We start from the raw sequence: 18,378 nt of genomic DNA on the forward strand, positions 1-18,378 counted from the left end.
TTATGACTCATAGTCCTGTAGTTTGTCGGCCAGGCCGAAAAAGAAAAAGTATGTCACAAGAAAAAGTGCTTAGCACTGAATGGCTTGGCCGGACCTTGACGATCAAGACCGGCAAGCTGGCCAAGCAGGCCACCGCCGCCGTCACTGTCCAATACGGCGAAACCATGGTTTTGGCGACTGTCGTCGAAGCCAAAGAAGAGCGCATGGTTGATTTCTTCCCTTTGACCGTCGAGCTTGAAGAGCGCTTGTATGCCGCTGGCATCATCAAGGGCTCACGCTGGCTCAAACGTGAGGGTCGTCCGACTGAAGACGCTGTCCTGACCGGACGCATGATTGATCGCTCGATCCGCCCATTGTTCAGAGATGGTTCGCGCAAGGATGTGCAGATCATCATCACCGTATTGTCTGCCGACCAGGAGAACGACCACGATATCATTTCGCTGGTTGCCGCTTCAACCGTCCTGTCTATTTCCGGTTTGGATTGGAATGGACCGATTGCCGGCATCCGTGTCGGACGTGTCGAGGGCAAGCTGGTCCTTAACCCGACTTATGCCGAGCGCGAGAACAGCGACTTGGATCTGATTGTCGCTGGCACTGACAAGCGCACCATCATGATCGAAGCCGGCGCCAAGGAAATCAAGGAAGATGAGGTATTGGAAGCGATCATGCTGGGACAGCGTGAGATGCAGCCGGCTATCGAGTTAATTGAGAAGTTCAAGGGCTTGATCGAGGCTCGTCCGTTCGCAGAAAAGAAAAAGCTGGTTCACCCGGAAGAATTGGAGGCCGAAAAGGAATTTGAAAAGGTTTTGGCGACGGCTCAGGCTTGGCTTGATCAGAACGTCAAGAATATCTTGTTTGATAAGGAGCTTAATTCCAAGGGTCAGCGGAAAGCCGCAGTTGGCGAACTGAAGGATCGTTTGGACATCTATCTCTTTGAACAGGGCATCGGCAAGGACCGCCGCAGCAAGGCGATCAACAAGCTGTTGTTCCCGGCTATCGAAGCTGAAGTGACTCGCGCCATCTTAGAGGAAGGCAAGCGTGTCGATGGCCGTGGTCTCGAAGAAATCCGCTCACTGACCTCTGAAGTTTCTTTGTTGCCCCGCACCCATGGTTCCGGCCTATTCTCGCGCGGCGAGACCCAAGTCTTGTCGGTCGCCACTTTAGGCGCTCCCGGCCTGGAGCAGAATCTCGAAGGCATCGAAGGCGCTGGCACCAAGAGCTATATGCATCATTATAACTTCCCGCCGTTTTCGGTTGGTGAAGTCAAGAATATCGGCGTGCCGAGCCGCCGCGACATCGGTCATGGGGCCTTGGCTGAAAAAGCCTTGCTGCCAGTTCTGCCAGGTCGCGAAGAATTCCCGTATACCATTCGCGTCGTTTCGGAAACCTTGGGTTCGAATGGCTCATCTTCGATGGGTGCAACCTGCGGTTCGACCTTGGCGCTGATGGATGCAGGCGTGCCGATCAAGAAACCGGTCGCCGGCGTTGCTATCGGCCTAGCCTCGAATCATGATATGAGCAAATGGCAAGTTTTGACCGATATCCAGGATTTGGAAGACGGCGAAGGCGGCATGGACTTTAAAGTGACTGGAACTGAAGATGGCATCACCGCCATACAGCTCGACACTAAGACCATCGGCTTGGACGAAGCGATCGTCAAGGAGGCTTTGCGCCAGGGCAGGAACGGACGTTTGAAGATTTTAGATGTAATCAAGGAAGCGATTCCGGCTGTGCGTCCGGAATTGTCGCAATATGCTCCGCGCATCGTCAGCTTTCATATCAATCCTGATAAGATCCGTGATGTCATCGGTTCCGGTGGCAAGGTTATCAATGAGATTATTGCCGCCACCGGCGTATCAATCGACATCGAGGATGACGGATTGGTGATGGTTTGCGGCAATGATGCAGAACGCTCCAAACAGGCGATCGAATGGATCAAGAATATCGCTCGCGAGTATGAAGTCGGCGAGGTGCTGACCGGCACCGTTGTGCGCATGCTCGACTTCGGCGCCTTCATCGAGATCGGTCCGAAGACCGACGGAATGGTGCACGTTTCTCAACTAGCGCCATATCGCATCGGCAAGCCGGAAGACTTCTTGAATGTCGGCGATACAGTTACAGTAAAGATCAAGGAAGTCGATGAGAAGGGACGCATCAACCTGACCATGCTCGGATTGACGGAAAACGAACCGCTATGGAAAGAGGAAAAAGGTAAGGCTTCTGGCGAAAGCGGTGGCTTCAATCGAGGCGGCTTCGAACGTCAGGGTAACGACCGAGGCGGTAATCGTCGCGGAGGTGACAGACCATATAACGACCGACCGAGACCACCACGTCCCCCAATGATGTAAGATATTCAGATATACAATACCGCCGGCATACCGCCGGCGGTATTTTTTTCGGGTTGACTTGTGATATGATGAGTGGTAGATTGGAGGATATTTGAACATTTATCCGGCGCCAGAGTGCGCCACATCCTGCACTGAGGAGGCAAGACATGGCAAGAAAAACGACGAGAGAGCTGTTGTTTGACCAGGAACCGTTCAGCTTTTTGGGCGGAGAGGAGTTTACCGTAAGCGAACTATTCCCAGGAGTGGTAGAAGACGAGGACGCATCCGCGGCCAGGTTCGAATCTCATGTGAGCGACGCGTGCTTGGCACCGGAACTTCTTGAGCCCTCGGAAATAGCGGAGATAAGGGCATTGAGAGCCCAGGGCATGATTCCTGATCTTTCCGATCACCCCTGCTGCGCCCAGGAGCTGTCCATTGAAGAAGTGGCTGACCCCTCAACCAGCAGTGAACCGACCCGCTTTTTGCCCCTCTCGTTCTTTAGGGAGCTCAAGCGAATGAGGCGACTATTCAAAAGCAAAGTCGCCCAATCCCGCCGCATCGAATTTCCCGACGGTCATGTAGTTATGGTGCTTCGACACACCTAAAGGCTTCATAAATCGCCAACCAAAAGGCCCCCTTCCAAGGAGGCCTTTTCAAATACCTAAAGTCGGTTCCGGATGACGTTTTTAGTTTAAAGTTTGACAAATACATAATATATTAGTAGTATGCAAATAAGGCTAGTTGTATTTTTACAATTAGCTTTTTTTTCAACCAATAAGGCGCTATTGCAGAATTAATCGTGCATTTGGCAACAGAGACTTTAAATAATTTTAAATATAAATTCATGTCAGATATCAGCAATGCTATCAAACAGATTTGCGAGGAGAAAGGCCTGAGCTATGACGCAGTTCTAGAAACGGTCGAATCAGCCTTGGCCGCCGCCTATCGCAAAGATTTCGGTGAAAAGAACCAGAACATCAAAGTCGAATTTGACCCGGAAACCGGCAAGTCAAAGGTTTATGATGTAAAGCTGGTCGTCGAAGACCTTCCCGAAGAGGAGCTGGTCGAGGGCGAAGAGGAAGCCGTCGAGGAGTATATCGAGGGTGAAGAAGGTGAAAAGAAGTTCAATCCCAAGACCGAGATGCAGATCAAGGATGCCAAATTGATCAAAAAGACCATCAAGCTCGGAGAAGAACTGCGCATCAAGCTTGAGCCGCCCGCCTCCTATGGACGCATGGCTGCCCAGACTGCCAAGCAGGTGATTATCCAGCGCTTGCGAGAGGCTGAGCGCGATATGGTTTTTTCAGAATTCAAGGATAAAGAACACGAAGTCGTCGGCGGCGTGGTCCAAAGGCGTGAAGGCGGCGTGGTTTTCGTCGACCTTGGCAAGGCTATCGGCATCTTGCTGCCCGACGAACAGATCCATGGTGAGCGCTACAATATAGGCGACCGGGTCAAGGTTTACGTCAAAGAGGTGCGTCTTTCACCTAAGGGCCCGGAAATAATCTTGTCCCGCACCTCGGATGAGATCTTGAAGAAAGTGTTTTATCTCGAAATCCCAGAAGTATCAAACGGCTTGATTGAAATAAGGTCGGTTGCCCGCGAAGCCGGACATCGCTCCAAAGTAGCGGTTTACACCAGCTCTGATAAGGTTGATCCGATCGGCTCATGCGTCGGGCAGCGCGGCGCTCGCATCCAGACCATTATCCAGGAATTAGGAGGCGAAAAGGTCGATATCATCAGTTACGATGAGGACCCGGCCCGCTTTATCGCCAACGCCTTAGCCCCGGCTAAGATTGTCGGCGTCGAAGTCAAGGACGATGACCGCCGAGCCGTTGTGACCGTGGCAGAAGATCAGCTATCATTAGCTATCGGCAAAGGCGGTCAGAACGCCCGCTTGGCCGCCCACTTGACCGGTTGGAAGATCGATATCGTGACTAACGGCCAGTCGGCAGCACCGACCGCGGTTGAAGAGGTTGCGGAAGAAAGCGACGACGAGGAAGTCAATGAGGAAGATAATTAATAATAATAAGCTCCAAAGAAATCTATGATTATCGGATTAATTTTGGGAAGTGCGCTGTTGGCCATCATTTATGGCGCAGTGCTCATCAAAATGGTAACTAAGCTGTCTGCAGGAAATGAGAAGATGCAGGACATCGCCAAGGCGATCCAAGAAGGCGCTCGCGCTTATCTTAACCGCCAGTACAAGACCGTCGCTGTGGTGGCCGCTGTACTGTTCATCATAATCGGCTTCGTGCCGAGTCTGGGCTGGAAAACGGCCATCGCCTTCATTATCGGTGCCGGCTTGTCGGCTTTGACCGGTTACATCGGCATGAATGTATCAGTCCGCGCGAATGTCCGCACCGCTGAAGCGGCACGCGGCGGCATGCAGAAAGCTCTCGACGTCGCATTCCGCGGCGGCAGCGTCACCGGATTACTGGTGGTCGGCTTGGGCCTCTTGGGAACGGCCGGTTTTTATTTCGTGACCAAGGACACCCACGCCTTGATCGGTCTGGGTTTCGGCGGTTCGTTGATTTCCATATTCGCTCGCTTGGGCGGCGGCATCTTCACCAAGGCAGCTGACGTCGGCGCCGACTTGGTCGGTAAAGTCGAAGCAGGAATTCCTGAAGATGACCCACGTAACCCGGCCGTAATCGCCGACAACGTCGGAGACAACGTCGGAGATTGCGCTGGCATGGCTGCCGACTTGTTTGAGACTTATGCTGTGACTTCTGTGGCCACCATGGTTCTTGGCTCGCTGATGTTCAGCAAGATGGATAGCGTAGACAATATAGTGGTCTATCCTTTGGTTCTGGGTGCGATTTCTATCATTACATCTATCATCGGTACCTTTTTCGTCAAGCTGGGCAAGAGTAACAATATCATGGGCGCTTTGTACAAAGGCTTGATCGTGGCTGGCGTCTTGGCCGCAGCCGCTTTTTATCCGGTCACCAAGTATATTCTGGGCGACTCCATCATTACCGATGCCGGACTAAAAATCACTTCAATCAACATCTATTGGGCGTCATTGATCGGTCTGGCCGTAACTGCTGCCATGGTCGTCATCACTGAATATTATACTTCTACTAAGTATTCCCCAGTCAAAGATATCGCTAAATCATCCGAGACTGGCCACGGCACCAACATCATCACTGGCTTAGCCGTGTCGATGAAGTCCACCGCCGCTCCGGTCATCGTGATCGTTGCCGCTATTTTGGGTGCCTTTTCTTTGGCTGGTATCTATGGCGTCGCCGTGGCGGCGATGGCCATGCTTTCGATGGCCGGAATTATCGTAGCCATCGATTCATATGGTCCGATTACCGATAACGCAGGCGGCATCGCCGAAATGGCTGAGATGGGAGAAGATGTGCGCAACGTTACTGATCCCCTCGACGCAGTCGGCAACACCACCAAGGCCGTAACCAAGGGCTATGCCATCGGCTCAGCCGCTTTAGCTGCTTTGGTGCTTTTTGCTGATTTCACCCACAGTCTGACAGCTGTTTCGGGCAAGGAGTTCGTGTTTGTTATTGATAACCCGTTCGTCTTGGCCGGTTTGCTAATCGGCGGTCTTTTGCCTTACTACTTCGGCGCTTTGTCGATGCAGGCCGTAGGCCGCGCCGCTGGTGCAGTCGTTGAGGAGGTCCGCCGCCAATTCAGGGAGAAGCCAGGCATCATGCAGGGAACTGACAAGCCGGATTATGGAAAAACTGTTGATATCGTCACCAAGGCGGCTATCAGCGAAATGATCATCCCGGCCTTAATCCCGGTTGCCGCTCCGATTTTGGTCGGCTTATTCCTGGGCATCGAGGCCCTGGGCGGCCTCTTGGTCGGCTCGATCATTACGGGCATCTTCGTCGCCATTTCTATGACCTCTGGCGGCGGCGCTTGGGATAACGCCAAGAAATACATCGAAGAAGGCCATCATGGCGGCAAGGGCAGTTTTGCCCATCAGGCAGCCGTGACCGGAGACACCGTCGGCGATCCGTATAAGGATACCGCCGGTCCGGCCATCAACCCGATGATCAAGATCATGAATATCGTGGCCTTGCTGATTATCGGACTGTTAGTATAATTTGATTTTTCTTTGCGGAGATGGATTGATCATCTCCGCAGCTGAGCAATCAAGCTCGTACATTTAACCCGGCGCAATAATGCGCCATACTACCAAGCGGAGGTAATGTATGAAAAATGGACGTGAGCCACGCAGACATGGTGTAGAAAAGAAAGAGTTGAATGTGGTAGCCAAGATCCGCGGCTTAGGCAAGGTGACCGTTGTCAGCTCGCACAAGCCCCAGCACTGCAAGGTGAGCGGAATACTGACGACCATCGGTCTCAAAGTTGTCAGCACCGGTCATCAGATCAGCTGCCACTCGGCGCATATCAGAAAAGGTATCGCCCTACTCAAAACCAGTTTCGCATAGCGCTCAAGCTTACCCGACTAAAGTAGCGAGGCAGCCGCCTCGACCAATGAGGGGAGAGACCAACTCTCCCCTCCCTTTGATTAATTAATATTAAAATAGTTATGAAAATCGAACGCAAGGATTTAGAGAAGGGACAGATCGAATTATTGATCGAAGTTCCGGCTGAAGAGGTTAAGAAATATCTTTCTCGCGCTGTCGAAAAGCTGTCGAACGAGGTTAAGATCGAGGGTTTCCGTCCAGGCAAAGCTTCTTTCGAGGCGATGAAATTGAAAATCGGCGAACTGCCGATTTATGAAGAGGCCGCCCGCTTCGTGATCAATAAGACCCTGGGCAAAGTGCTTGAAGATGAGGTTAAGGAAACCATAATCGGCCAACCTGAGGTTAATATCACAAAATTGGCGCCAGACAACCCGCTTGAATACAAGGTTATTGTCACCAAACTGCCCGAAGTTACACTGGGCCAGTATAAGGATTTGGAAATGAAGCAGGACAAGGTCAAGGTTGATGATGAAGACGTAGCCAAGCTGCTCTCCGAGCTCAGAGAGATGCGAGTGAAGGAAGTTATCAGCGAAGAGGCGGTCGGAGAGAATGACAAGATCGTGGTTGACATTAATATGTCCATCGACAACGTCCCGGTTGAAGGCGGTCAAGCCAAGGACACCGCCGTTGTTATGGGTAAGGGCTATGTCGTTCCGGGTTTCGATAAGCAACTGATCGGCGCCAAGAAGGGTGATGAGCGCGCCTTCGCTCTGCACTTCCCGGAGAACCATCATCAGAAGAATCTTGCTGGCAAGATGGTTGATTTCGCAGTAAAGATCAAGGACGTGTACAAGCGCGAATTGCCCGAGCTGGATGACCAGTTCGCTGTCGGTTTCGGCTCCCGCACAGTCGAGTTGCTGAAAGAAGACATCAAGAAATCAATTGAGAAGGAAAAGGAACAGCAGGCCGGTCAGAAGATCGAGATTGAATTATTGAACAAGCTGATCGAAACTAGCAAGTTCGGCGATATTCCGGAGCAGATGGTCGAGCGCGAAACGCACACCATGATGCACGAGCTTGAGCATGATGTCGAGCATCAAGGAGCTAATTTTGATGACTATCTGTCTAGCCTGAAAAAGAGTCGCGCACAAATCATGCTGGATATGACACCCGACGCCGTGAAACGAGTCAAATCGTCTTTGATTATCCGTCAGATTGCCATCGACGAGAAGGTTACTGTCGAGAAGGAAGAGATTGAAGAAGAGATCCGTCATATCCTGAGCCATTATCCGAACAACCCTGAAGTGGCCGAGCGTATCAACTCACATGATTATTACCATTATCTGGAAAATTCGATGACCAATCGAAAAGTCATAAAGAAGTTGCACGATTGGAACGTTAAGAAATAAGCAAATTCAATAAAAAAACATCCCCCCACCATGGAGGATGTTTTTTTATTGTGCCGCGGGAGGGACTCGAACCCTCACGAGATTGCTCTCAGCAGATTTTAAGTCTGCCGCGTATACCATTCCGCCACCACGGCTTGCGATGGAAAATGCCAAAGCTCCGAAACCGGAGCTTAGTGCTGTGGAGATGAGGAGAGTTGAACTCCTGTCTAATGAAGTTTTTAAAAACAGTTTACAAGCCGTAGCTACTTTATTTGTCTAGCTGTAATCATCAAAAGTGGCAAAAGCGATTACAGCGATCCCTGAAATTTCGGACAAACGACCAGGGCCTTCGATTGCCTATCTCTGAAGAATAACACCCGGATCGCGAGACCAGAGACTACCCGCGGCGGATGGTTGCGGCTATTAAGCGGCAACAGGTGCAAAGGCAGGTACCTTCCAGGTAAAGCCTTTGGCTAAAGTGTTTTTGGCACTTATGAATTTGAACCAGTTTTAGGCGATGATTCAGCGCCGGCTTGAGTGTTTTCAAAGTTCTTCACTATCGATGCCCGTCATCCCCATGATAGTGTCTAGATACTATTGGAGACGGTGCTTGGTCAAGGTTTTTAGGGTGCGGTCAGATTCCCGTTTCTTGATTACTTCCCGTTTATCGTATTTCTTACGACCCTTGCCGATGCCGAACTCTAGCTTAAGTAAGCTGCGTTTAGTATAGATTTTAATCGGAACCAGTGTCAAGCCTTGTTCCTGCTTCTTGCCGATCAGATAGTTGATCTCTTTCTTTTTCAAAAGCAGCTTGCGTGAACGGTAGGGATCGTAGCCATCAACTTTGCTGGCGTGCTTGTAAACCGGAATATGAGCATTAATCAGATAGAGTTCAGGCAATTTCGGCCCGCTGGCTTTGACTGTGACGAACGCGCCTTTTAGGCTAACATGACCGGTTTTTACTGATTTAACCTCTTGGCCAGACAAAACCAGCCCAGCCTCGTAGGTTTGGTTGATGTCGTAGTCGAATTTGGCGCGTTTGTTGTAGGCTAAAGTTGGCATATAATTGCTTAATTCTAGTATAATTCCAGACTATTTACAACCTCTTGCCAAAAATAATAAAATTATCTATACTAACCTTTAGTAAAAAGCTCGAACAAAGCTTTTTCTATTTTTCCACAATTAGTATCAAGCAGTCTTAAAGGCAGAGAGCGGGTATCGTATAATGGCTATTACATTACCTTGCCATGGTAGAGATGGGGGTTCGATTCCCCCTACCCGCTCCCTGCTTTTAAATTTCTCAAAGAGGGGTATCGCCTGCCTGCCGGCAGGCAGGTATAATGGCTATTACATTACCTTGCCATGGTAGAGATGGGGGTTCGATTCCCCCTACCCGCTCAAGAAGCAAAAACAGTCCTAATAGGGCTGTTTTTTGCAGTTTTGGCTGATTTTAGTATTGACTAATAATAAAAATCATGCTTTAGTATATGATTGCCGTTTTTTGGCAAATGTTCTTAAAAACAACAAATAACTATGGTGCAGATGAGCTGCAACATATCACAACGCCCAAGAGGCAACGAAAGGAGAAAGTGATGCAAAAATGCAACTGTAGGCTGGGAGGGAAGGATTTGACGAGCGCGGTGTTGACGTATAACCAGTTTTTTGACGACTTGAAGAAGTGCTTCGTCGGACGGGATCGGGTGATAGATAATCTCCGATTTGCCATGGTGCAGAAACAGCACCTCCTGACCTTCGGACCTCCGGGAACCTCCAAAACCGCCATCTTCGACGTCCTGTACAGCGGTTTGACCGAGGCGAACGGCTTCCATGCCGAGCTGTCGATGTTCATGACCGAGGACGCGCTTTTCGGACCCTACAACCCCAAGAAGATGAGGGAAGAAGGCGTATTGGAGCACAACGTTTCCGGCATGCTGCCGGAAGCGAACGTGGCGCGCCTCGGAGAATTCCTGGACGCCAACATGCCGCTGCTCAGGTCGACCTTGTCGGCCTTGAACGAACGGCGCATGGTGCGGGGAAGGCAGAATCTGAGCATCCCGCTCATTACAGCCTACTGTGATACCAACACCAACCCCGGGACTTTCCTGGAACGCCACCCCGAAGCCTGGGCAGTGCTCGACCGTTTCCTTTTCATGGCCTACGTCGACTACCTGTCTGACCCCGCAGAAATCACCGAGATGCTGCTTCGCTTCCAGGGAGGCAACGTCACCAACCTGTCCGGACGGCTTTCGATCAATCTGATCAACGAACTGTCGCGCCTGACGCTTGAGCCGCCATCGATCATCAAGAGCGAATTGATTTTCAGGAAGCTGGCTCAGGGTATGCAGGAATACCGCATCCAACGACGCGCCGCCATCAGCGGCGATAAGCTCCCGGGAATAATCCTTCCGGAGATTTCTGATCGGCGGCTTTGCTGGGCCTCACAGGTTGCCGAAGTAAACGCCATCTTGAACGGCCGCGAGGAAGTCGTAGCCGAAGATATCGTGGCCCTGAAACAGGTGCTCGGTACCACCGCTGCTGAAGAAGAGATGTGGGTAAAAATCGCTGCCAAGATCATCGAAGAGGTGAAGGAAGAGCAGAAGATGCAGCTTGACCACGCGCAGTACATCGCCCTTGAAGGCCTGATCAAAGAGCTCGACCAGATCGACCCGTCGGCAGCTGCTGACATCACGGCGCTGAAGCAGCTTGGCGAGAATCTCATGTCCCTGAAAAGGCAAGTTGAGATCATCGTTCCGGAAAACGACCAGGTAGCTTCGCTTTCAAAAAGGGCCTCCGGCATAATCACTGACAAGACTTCAGCTATCAGGGGACACGCAGCGACATTTGCCGGCATGACCAACTAACCCAGGAGGTGATCGCTTTGCTTTTACCATTATTAGCAGGCGCCGCAGCTGTTGCAGCGGCCGCAGCATTGGCCTGGTATCTCTGGAAGAAAATCAGGAATAGCCAGGAAGAACAGCAGCAAGAACAGAGCGGTTTTCCCGGGAATCAAGGAGAAGGAGGAGGATCGAGAGGCGACAATCAGCAATCAGGACCGAGCCAGGAAGAACGTGAACGGCGCGCTCGCGAAGACATGGCGCGCAAGAACGAACTGTTGCGCTCGATAGTCAAGTCGATCGAGTTTTCGACCCGCGAAGTGGTTTCTGATATCCAGCTGCCCGGGACTTTACCCAGGCAATCGATCGTGCCGACCTCGAATTACAATGTCAGGCCGATCAAAGGTGCGGGCGAGTTCTCTTCGATACTCCCGTCGGCCCACATGCTTGATGATGAACAGTTTTATGGCCGCCTTTCCGCCAACAACTTGCTGGTGTCAGAATATCACGAGTATTACGGCAGCGGACGTCGCGTCCTTTTCGCCGCTTTCGACGGATCGGGCAGTATGGAGAAATACGGGCGCGCCCAGTGGGCCATCGGCCTTTGCGAGGCGATAATCGATCGTTGTATCGAGCAGCAGGCCGAGCTCTACCTCTTGGTATATTCCGGAGTAATCAAGGGCGTGTATCACGTTTTTGACCGCAAGTCGGCCGAGGCGGTGAAGAGGAAGCTTAGGGAAATTCTCAGCCCCGAGGGAGGTACCGATATCAACCTGGCGCTCGACACCATCTTCGATATGATCAAGTCGGGCAAGTTCGACGAGGCCCGCGCCCTGCTGGTGACCGACGGAACAGAATCGGTCGATGAGGAACACATCTTGCAACGGCGCAAAACTGAGAAGGTCTTCCTTCATACGGTCAGCATCGCCGGGGAAAGGGATGATCTGCGCCGGGTTTCCAGCCGCTTCGACCAGTTGGCCATGTTCTCCGGCTCATAGTTATTGAAACCAAGCACATTCACCCCCGCTCTCACAAGGAGCGGGGCTTTTTTATCCCTCATTTCCTCATTGATACTTAATCGAAATGATTATATAGTGAAAGTACTTAGGTTAGTAGTTTTTTAATAAAACAAAAGATATGTTTCTAAAAGACCAAGAAGTACAACAGGTTTCGGGGGTGACACCGCAAGAAAGCGTTGCCAAGACCCCTAATTTTAAAAAAATCATCGTTGCAGCGCTCGCGTGTCTGGTTGTTGCCGGCGCCGGATTGGCGGCCTTCAGTTTTTTGAGTTCGCAAAATGACGCGACTGGAAAGCTCAAGCTGTCATTGTCGGTTAAAGGGGCTGACCTTAACGGCATTGAAAAGGGCGCGGCCTTTATCCTGTCTTCAAACAAGAAATTATCCGCAGGAGAAATCGAAAAGAATTTGAAATTCGACCCGCAGGTAAAATTCGAAGCAAAAGAAAAGAAGTCTTTGCTTACGTCATTGGTGAATAGCGTTCTGGCTGCCAGCCAAGGCGGCGCATTCAATAATGAGTATGAGCTTACGCCCAAGGAAGAATTATCGGATGGGGTGATATATAAGATTCAGACCGCCACCGGCACCGAGATGCAGCTTGATCATGATTATTCTTGGGCCTTCAATGTCAAAGAGGATTTCGATATCGATGAATCATTGCCGAACAATGAGGCGACCGGGGTGCCGGTCAACACGGGAATCGAGGTGACGATGAACCGGTTGGATATCGGTAGTGACGCCGGAAAATATTTCGCCATCGAGCCGAGCATCAAGGGTCGATTCGAGGTTGGAATAAACAAGATCACTTTCGTGCCCGAGGGCGACTTGAAAGAAAAAACGTTGTACAAGGTCACGATAAAGAAGGGCTATCAGGCTGGCGAGAAAAATGAAGAGCTCATGGAGGATAAGTCATTTTCTTTTGAGACCGCCACTGGCGATTCTGGCGCATACGCGCCGAGTATGTCATGGGGCAATGATTATTTTGAACTATCGACTGATAAGGAAGGATTTTTGGAGGCAAGCGGCGACGCCACCACATCGGAGGCAGTGTTTAGCCGATACGCCGATACAGCAGGATTTTTAAAAGATTTTTATGATTATCGCGACCGCATGTATGGCTGGTCGAACTTCAATAAGGAGCCCTTCAAGCCTGGCTCCGGAGTGCAAGAGGTCGCCAAGTTCAGGCCGGAGTTGCTGAAGCGCGCTGAGGGTGACAGCTATGGATTGATCAAGCTGCCACGTAAATTGGACGCCGGTTTTTATGTGGCCAAGCTGTCAGTCGGAGATGATACGGATTACGCTTTCATCAGGGTTTCTCCATTGGCGTACTATTATTCGGAAATCAACGGTGATGGTCTCATTTGGGCATATGATTTTGCCAATAAAAAACCTTTTGCCAGCGTCAGGGTGAGTTTGCTTGATAAGGCAGGAACCGAGAAGCAGCTGGGGCAGACTGATAATGACGGCCTGCTAAAGTTTGATTCCAGCTCGGATAAGGATGATAATTCCGGCACGACCTTGCTCTTCAAGGGGGAAGGTGTTGGCGAAACAGTTGCTCCCGATGCCGGGCGCATCATGCAGAAGCGTCGCAACTATTTTCAGGGTTATCTTAATACTGATCGTTACGCATATCGCCTGACGGACACGGTTCATTTTTGGGGAGTGGTCAAAGGCAGGAGCTTCGACTTGAGGCAGAAGAAAGTCAAAGTCCGTTTGGATGACTATATTGAAAAAGAGGTCATGGTTTCGCCATTCGACACGATCGAGGGGCAGCTTGATTTCGCCGGACTTCCTTCGGGGTACCACAATCTTGTTGTCAGCTATGACGACGAGACGATTACCCAATCCGGAATCGAGGTCTTTTCTTTTGAAAAGCCGCTTTACAAGATAGAGGTTGTGCCAGAAAAGAGCTTTTCTGTGACGGATGTCCCGGTTAAGGCCAAAGTGAAGGTTAATTTTTTCGATGGCACACCGGTCAAAAACATGGATTTGAATTATTCCATTTATTGGCGCGGTGATAATAATGGAACCGTCAGGACCAATGATCAAGGAGAAGCCGAACTCTCCTACACCCCCGGTTATTATTTTGAAGAGACTAGCGACCAATATTCCGATTCTTGGACGACTTATCCCAACAGTCTGAGATTCTCGGTCAAGCCGCAATTGCCGGAGGAGGGCGAGATTTGGGGAGAGGCTTATGTCAGTATTTATGCCCCCAAGGTCTATCTGCAATCCGAGGCTTCAGAAAAAGGCAACGCCTTGGTGTTCAAGAGCAAGGCTAACGACCTGGAGCTGGCAACGAGCTCTGAGGAAAACATGATCGGCAGGCCGGCCGTCGGAATCAAGGTTTTGGCCAAAGTTGTCCGGTATTATTATGAAGAAAGACCAGACGGGGAATATTATGACCCGATCGAGAAAGTTAAAATCAAGAAGTTTGTTTATGAATTAAAGAAGGAGACAGTCAAGGAGGCCGAGGGCACGAGCGATCAGAAGGGCGAGTGGTCGGTGGAGGTAGACAAGAAAGAAATAAAGAAATTCGGCTACCTTAAAACCATCTTTTCGACCCAGGATAGCAACGGTAAAAAAGTGATGAGCTCCGCCCAGTCTTATAACTACTATCCGAACGATAACAGCGCATTGAATCTGGAAAATGCCGACCTCGAAAAGACCCCAGGCATTTCCTACAAAATCGGTGATAAGGTTAATTTGCGGGTGGTCATGACTGGCACCAAAAAGCCGGTCGATGACCGGACTTTAATTATCAGCTTCCAGGAACGGTTGCGAGACGCGAAGCTGGTCAGCAAGCCGGAATTCAGCGAGGATTTTTCCGCGGAGCACCTACCTTCAATGACGTATATGGCCGTCAAGATGATGCCGAGCGGCTTCATTGAAAGTTATTATATTACGGCGTCGTATAAGGACGAGGAGAATAAGCTGTCTGTCGAAATCGCACCCAACAAGGAAAGGTACAAGCCCCGCGAAGACATCAATCTTGATATCACGATAAAGAATAAATCAGACCAAGGCGTCAAGGCAGTGGCCAACGTTGCGGCCGTCGATGAATCGCTATTCAGTGTGACGCCTTGGGGCTATGGCGGAGAGATTTTGAGCTCATTATATTCAGACATCATGGCTTATCCCAACTCCTTGTCCACTCGCTATGTTATCGATTATCGGAACGGCGCGGAGAAGGGTGGTTGTTTCGTCGCTGGCACGGAAATCAACCTCGCCGATGGTACGAAGAAGAAAATAGAGGAGCTGCGAGTCGGCGATGAAGTGTCGACTTTCGAAAAAGATAATTCTCCTACCAGAGCCAAGAGCGTGATCCAGGGCATATCATCACATTTGGTTGATGGCTACCTCGTGATCAACGGTCAGCTGAAAGTTACGCCTGAACACAAGATCATGGTCAGCGGAGAATGGAAAATGGCCGGTGCCGCCAGGGTGGGAGATCTCTTGGCCAATGATCAGGGTGAGTCTGAGAAAATCAGCGAAATAAGATATGTCGGATCCAGGAATGCCAGGGTTTATAATATTATCGTCGGACGATACCACACCTATTTCGCTCAGGGTTATTATGTCCATAATGCCGAAAAGGGCGGCGGCGGGGATGTCAGGAATTTTTTCGAGGACACGCCGCTGTATAAGCAGATAGAGTCGGATGACAATGGCCAGCTCAAAGCCTCGTTCAGGGTACCGGACAATCTGACTAGCTGGAGAGTTTCTGTTAACGCCTATAGTCCGGAAAGCTTTAGCGCTGGCAGCCAAGACAAGCTCATTCCTGTTGGATTACCGCTGTTTGCCGATGCCGTGGCGGCCAGAAAGTATCTGACGGGCGACTCGCCCATCATTAAAGTCAGAGCTTTCGGCACCGAGTATAAGAAAAATGAGCCGATTGAGTTCAGCGTGACGAGCGATAGCTTGAAATTGCAATTCGCGACCACGACCAGCTTGAACGAAGTGGCGGTGAGTCTTGGCCGTCTGCCCAAGGGAAGACATAGCCTGATTCTCCGGGTCAAGCAGGGAGAGCTCAAGGATGCTTTGGAAAAGAAATTCGAAGTCATAGATAATTATTTCAAGGAATTGAAGACCGATAGCCGGCTGATTACCGATGGCCAGGCCGGGCTTAAGGGGAATAGCGGCAGTTTCACTGACATTGTTTTCGTCGATGAAGGCAAAGGCAAATTCTTCGAAAGGCTTTTGGGACTCAACTGGCAATCAAGCGTACGTTCCGACATTCAATCGGCATCATATCTGGCGGCCAAGACTTTGGATGAATATTTCTATGGAGGTGAAAAAAAATTCAGCCAAGAGATCAGCTTAGCCGGTTATCAGTCCCGTGAAAACGGGTCAGGTCCGCTGGCAGTTTTCCCCTACAGCAAGCCTAATCTGGCCTTGACCGCGGAGATCGCTGATGCCATGCCGGAATCATTCGACAATTCATGGGCGATAAACGGCCTAGAAGCGCGATTACGCGAGCAGAAGCTTGATGATAAAGAGACGGCTCAAGCGCTTTGGGCGCTAGCGGCCCTGGATAGGCCGCAGCTGCCGCTGATTAACTACCTTAAGGATAGTGCCAGCACCTCGCTGGAAGCCAAGGTTTATCTGGCCTTGGCCCTGAGCCGAGTGGGCGACGTTGAAGGTGCCCGCGCCTTGTATTTTGATCAGCTGCTTCCGCAGACGAAAGCTGACGGAGGACAAGCGCATTTAGAGGTTTCTGCCGTCAAAGAGAAGAACGTCAAAGTTACCGCGATCTTCGGCGTTCTGGTATCGCGCATGGAAGCTGGTATGGACGGCAATAATCTGAAGTCGATCATGAACTACCTCTCAGCCAATCAGCCTAAAGATGACACGATAACGCTCGAGGAGGCCATGATCACGAGAAGTGAGATCGCTAAGGCCGATCAATCTGACAGCTCCCTCGATTTCCGGACGTCAGACCGTAACGGTAAGATTGATTTGAGCAAGGGGCAGTCGTTCCAGCTGACTATTTCCGAACAAGAGATGCAAACATTGTCTTTTAGCAATATCAAAGGATCGGCCAGAGCGATCAGTTATTACGAGGATTATGCTGACCCGGCCAAAATGACGACCAGCAAGTCGGTCAGCGTTGAGCGGCAGTACTTGGTCAATGGCAAAGAGGCGACCGAGTTCAATGAAGGTGATCTTATCACGATCCGCTTGACGCCTCGTCTTTCGGCCGAAGCTCCCGACGATTCCTATCAGCTGGTTGAGTATCTGCCGTCAGTATTCAAACCCATCGTCCGCGATTATAGCCCGGACATGCAGACCGGCAGCAATTGCGATCCGATCTGGTATCCGGTAAGGACGACCGACGAGGCCGTATATTTCAGCATCGGCAAATGGTTCCAGTCGTCGAATGTTTGCCAGCAACGGACAATCAATTTCCGCGCCAGGGCTATCGGCAAAGGAAGCTTCAAAGCGCAGCCAGCAGCGATACAGTCTTTGAATGATGTGGGCATAATGAACTTGTCGAAAGAGAGGACCGTTATAGTCAAGTAAATGAGTATCAAGAAAATTGCGCTACTGTCTCTGGTTTTTATTCTTGCCGCCGAGCCTAGCTTCGCTGGCGCCAGTTTATCTTACGAATACAGGGAGTACAAAAGTTTGGTCGGACGGCAGAAGAACACCGGCTACAGCCTCCGCACTAAGACACCTTTTATCGGCGTTGTTTCCCACCACTTGCCTACGGCCTCCCCTTTAATAGATAATTTTTACTATCAGCTCAGAAAGGGGCGCCCCAACATCAAAACTTTCGTCGTAATCGGCCCGGATCATTCTGAGCGGTGCCGGCAGAAATTTAGCGTCAGTGATTCCAACGTTTCCACCATGTATGGCGAGTTGCAGTCTGATAAGCGAGTCTTTCAGGCCCTGCTGTCGGCAGGAGCAAAAAGCGAAGCGGGGTGTTTCGAGGGCGAACATTCAATCGGAATCCAAGCTAACTACATCCGCAAATTTTTTCCGACAGCGAAAATCGTGCCGATCCTGTTATCATACTCAGCCAAGCAGCGTGATTTTGAGATATTGATAGAGACATTAAAAAAAAATCGGGCCGACATTTTCGTCTTGGCCAGCGTTGACTTCAGCCACTATCTAGAGGCAAGGCAGGCAGATGCAGTCGATGCAGTCAGCCGGAAGATGATCAACGCTCTTGATGGCTCATCTTTTACTCTGAAGCAGATCGACTCGCCAGCAACAATCAAGATAATCTTGGGGCTGGCTAAAAAGCTCCAATTAAAGCCGGAAATTATCGAACATAGGAACTCGTTTGATTATAACGGCGCGTACAAGAATACGACCAGCTATTTTTCGATTTTGTTCTAAAGCCGCTGGCTCGGGGTCTTTTATAGACAAATTTAAATTTGTTCGCTATTATTACGTCATAATACTA

The 18,378-nt window shown here is 50.4% G+C and carries 11 protein-coding genes, 3 tRNA genes and 1 other RNA gene; 12 read left to right on the forward strand and 3 right to left on the reverse strand.

Annotation, left to right across the window (positions count from 1 at the left end):
- Positions 1-50 precede the first annotated feature (50 nt).
- From HGA34_03645 to tig, 6 genes are all read left to right on the forward strand, one after another.
- A complete protein-coding gene (locus HGA34_03645) occupies positions 51-2,348 on the forward strand; it encodes a polyribonucleotide nucleotidyltransferase (GenBank protein ID NTW22606.1) in 2,298 nt (765 codons plus the stop codon).
- Between the two features lie 146 nt (positions 2,349-2,494).
- Positions 2,495-2,932, forward strand: a complete 438-nt coding sequence (locus HGA34_03650) for a hypothetical protein (protein NTW22607.1) — start codon at positions 2,495-2,497, stop codon at positions 2,930-2,932.
- Between the two features lie 239 nt (positions 2,933-3,171).
- Entirely contained in the window at positions 3,172-4,350 is a 1,179-nt protein-coding gene (nusA, locus tag HGA34_03655) for a transcription termination/antitermination protein NusA (GenBank protein ID NTW22608.1), read from the forward strand.
- A 24-nt stretch (positions 4,351-4,374) separates the two neighbouring features.
- On the forward strand, positions 4,375-6,399 hold the full coding sequence (locus tag HGA34_03660; GenBank protein NTW22609.1) for a sodium-translocating pyrophosphatase: 2,025 nt from the start codon (positions 4,375-4,377) through the stop codon (positions 6,397-6,399).
- Positions 6,400-6,508: 109 nt separating this feature from the next.
- The gene (locus tag HGA34_03665) at positions 6,509-6,748 is read left to right on the forward strand and encodes a hypothetical protein (protein NTW22610.1); all 240 of its coding nucleotides are present in this window, start codon (positions 6,509-6,511) and stop codon (positions 6,746-6,748) included.
- 101 nt (positions 6,749-6,849) lie between these two features.
- Positions 6,850-8,136, forward strand: a complete 1,287-nt coding sequence (gene tig, locus HGA34_03670) for a trigger factor (protein ID NTW22611.1) — start codon at positions 6,850-6,852, stop codon at positions 8,134-8,136.
- Positions 8,137-8,187: 51 nt separating this feature from the next.
- On the opposite strand, the gene HGA34_03675 is transcribed toward tig, so the two are convergent.
- From HGA34_03675 to smpB, 3 genes are all read right to left on the reverse strand, one after another.
- A tRNA-Leu gene (locus HGA34_03675) sits at positions 8,188-8,270 on the reverse strand.
- A 42-nt stretch (positions 8,271-8,312) separates the two neighbouring features.
- Positions 8,313-8,692: a transfer-messenger RNA gene (gene ssrA, locus HGA34_03680) on the reverse strand.
- A gap of 17 nt (positions 8,693-8,709) precedes the next feature.
- Positions 8,710-9,177: an SsrA-binding protein SmpB gene (smpB, locus tag HGA34_03685; GenBank protein NTW22612.1), complete on the reverse strand. Its 468-nt coding sequence runs from the start codon at positions 9,175-9,177 to the stop codon at positions 8,710-8,712.
- A gap of 149 nt (positions 9,178-9,326) precedes the next feature.
- Here smpB and HGA34_03690 point away from each other — a divergent pair.
- The 6 genes from HGA34_03690 (at position 9,327) to amrB (ending at position 18,311) form a co-directional block, all read left to right on the forward strand.
- A tRNA-Gly gene (locus HGA34_03690) sits at positions 9,327-9,398 on the forward strand.
- A gap of 44 nt (positions 9,399-9,442) precedes the next feature.
- Positions 9,443-9,513, forward strand: a tRNA-Gly gene (locus HGA34_03695).
- Positions 9,514-9,707: 194 nt separating this feature from the next.
- A complete protein-coding gene (locus HGA34_03700; GenBank protein ID NTW22613.1) occupies positions 9,708-10,976 on the forward strand; it encodes an AAA domain-containing protein in 1,269 nt (422 codons plus the stop codon).
- A 17-nt stretch (positions 10,977-10,993) separates the two neighbouring features.
- Positions 10,994-11,947, forward strand: a complete 954-nt coding sequence (locus HGA34_03705; protein NTW22614.1) for a VWA domain-containing protein — start codon at positions 10,994-10,996, stop codon at positions 11,945-11,947.
- 139 nt (positions 11,948-12,086) lie between these two features.
- Positions 12,087-17,489 carry a hypothetical protein gene (locus tag HGA34_03710; GenBank protein ID NTW22615.1) on the forward strand — a complete coding sequence of 1,801 codons (5,403 nt, stop codon included), beginning with the start codon at positions 12,087-12,089 and terminating at the stop codon, positions 17,487-17,489.
- Positions 17,490-18,311: an AmmeMemoRadiSam system protein B gene (gene amrB, locus HGA34_03715; GenBank protein NTW22616.1), complete on the forward strand. Its 822-nt coding sequence runs from the start codon at positions 17,490-17,492 to the stop codon at positions 18,309-18,311.
- The last annotated feature ends 67 nt before the right edge of the window (positions 18,312-18,378 follow it).

The sequence above is a fragment of the Candidatus Falkowbacteria bacterium genome (assembly GCA_013336275.1).
Classification (GTDB): domain Bacteria; phylum Patescibacteriota; class Patescibacteriia; order Patescibacteriales; family GWE2-39-37; genus JAAXUA01.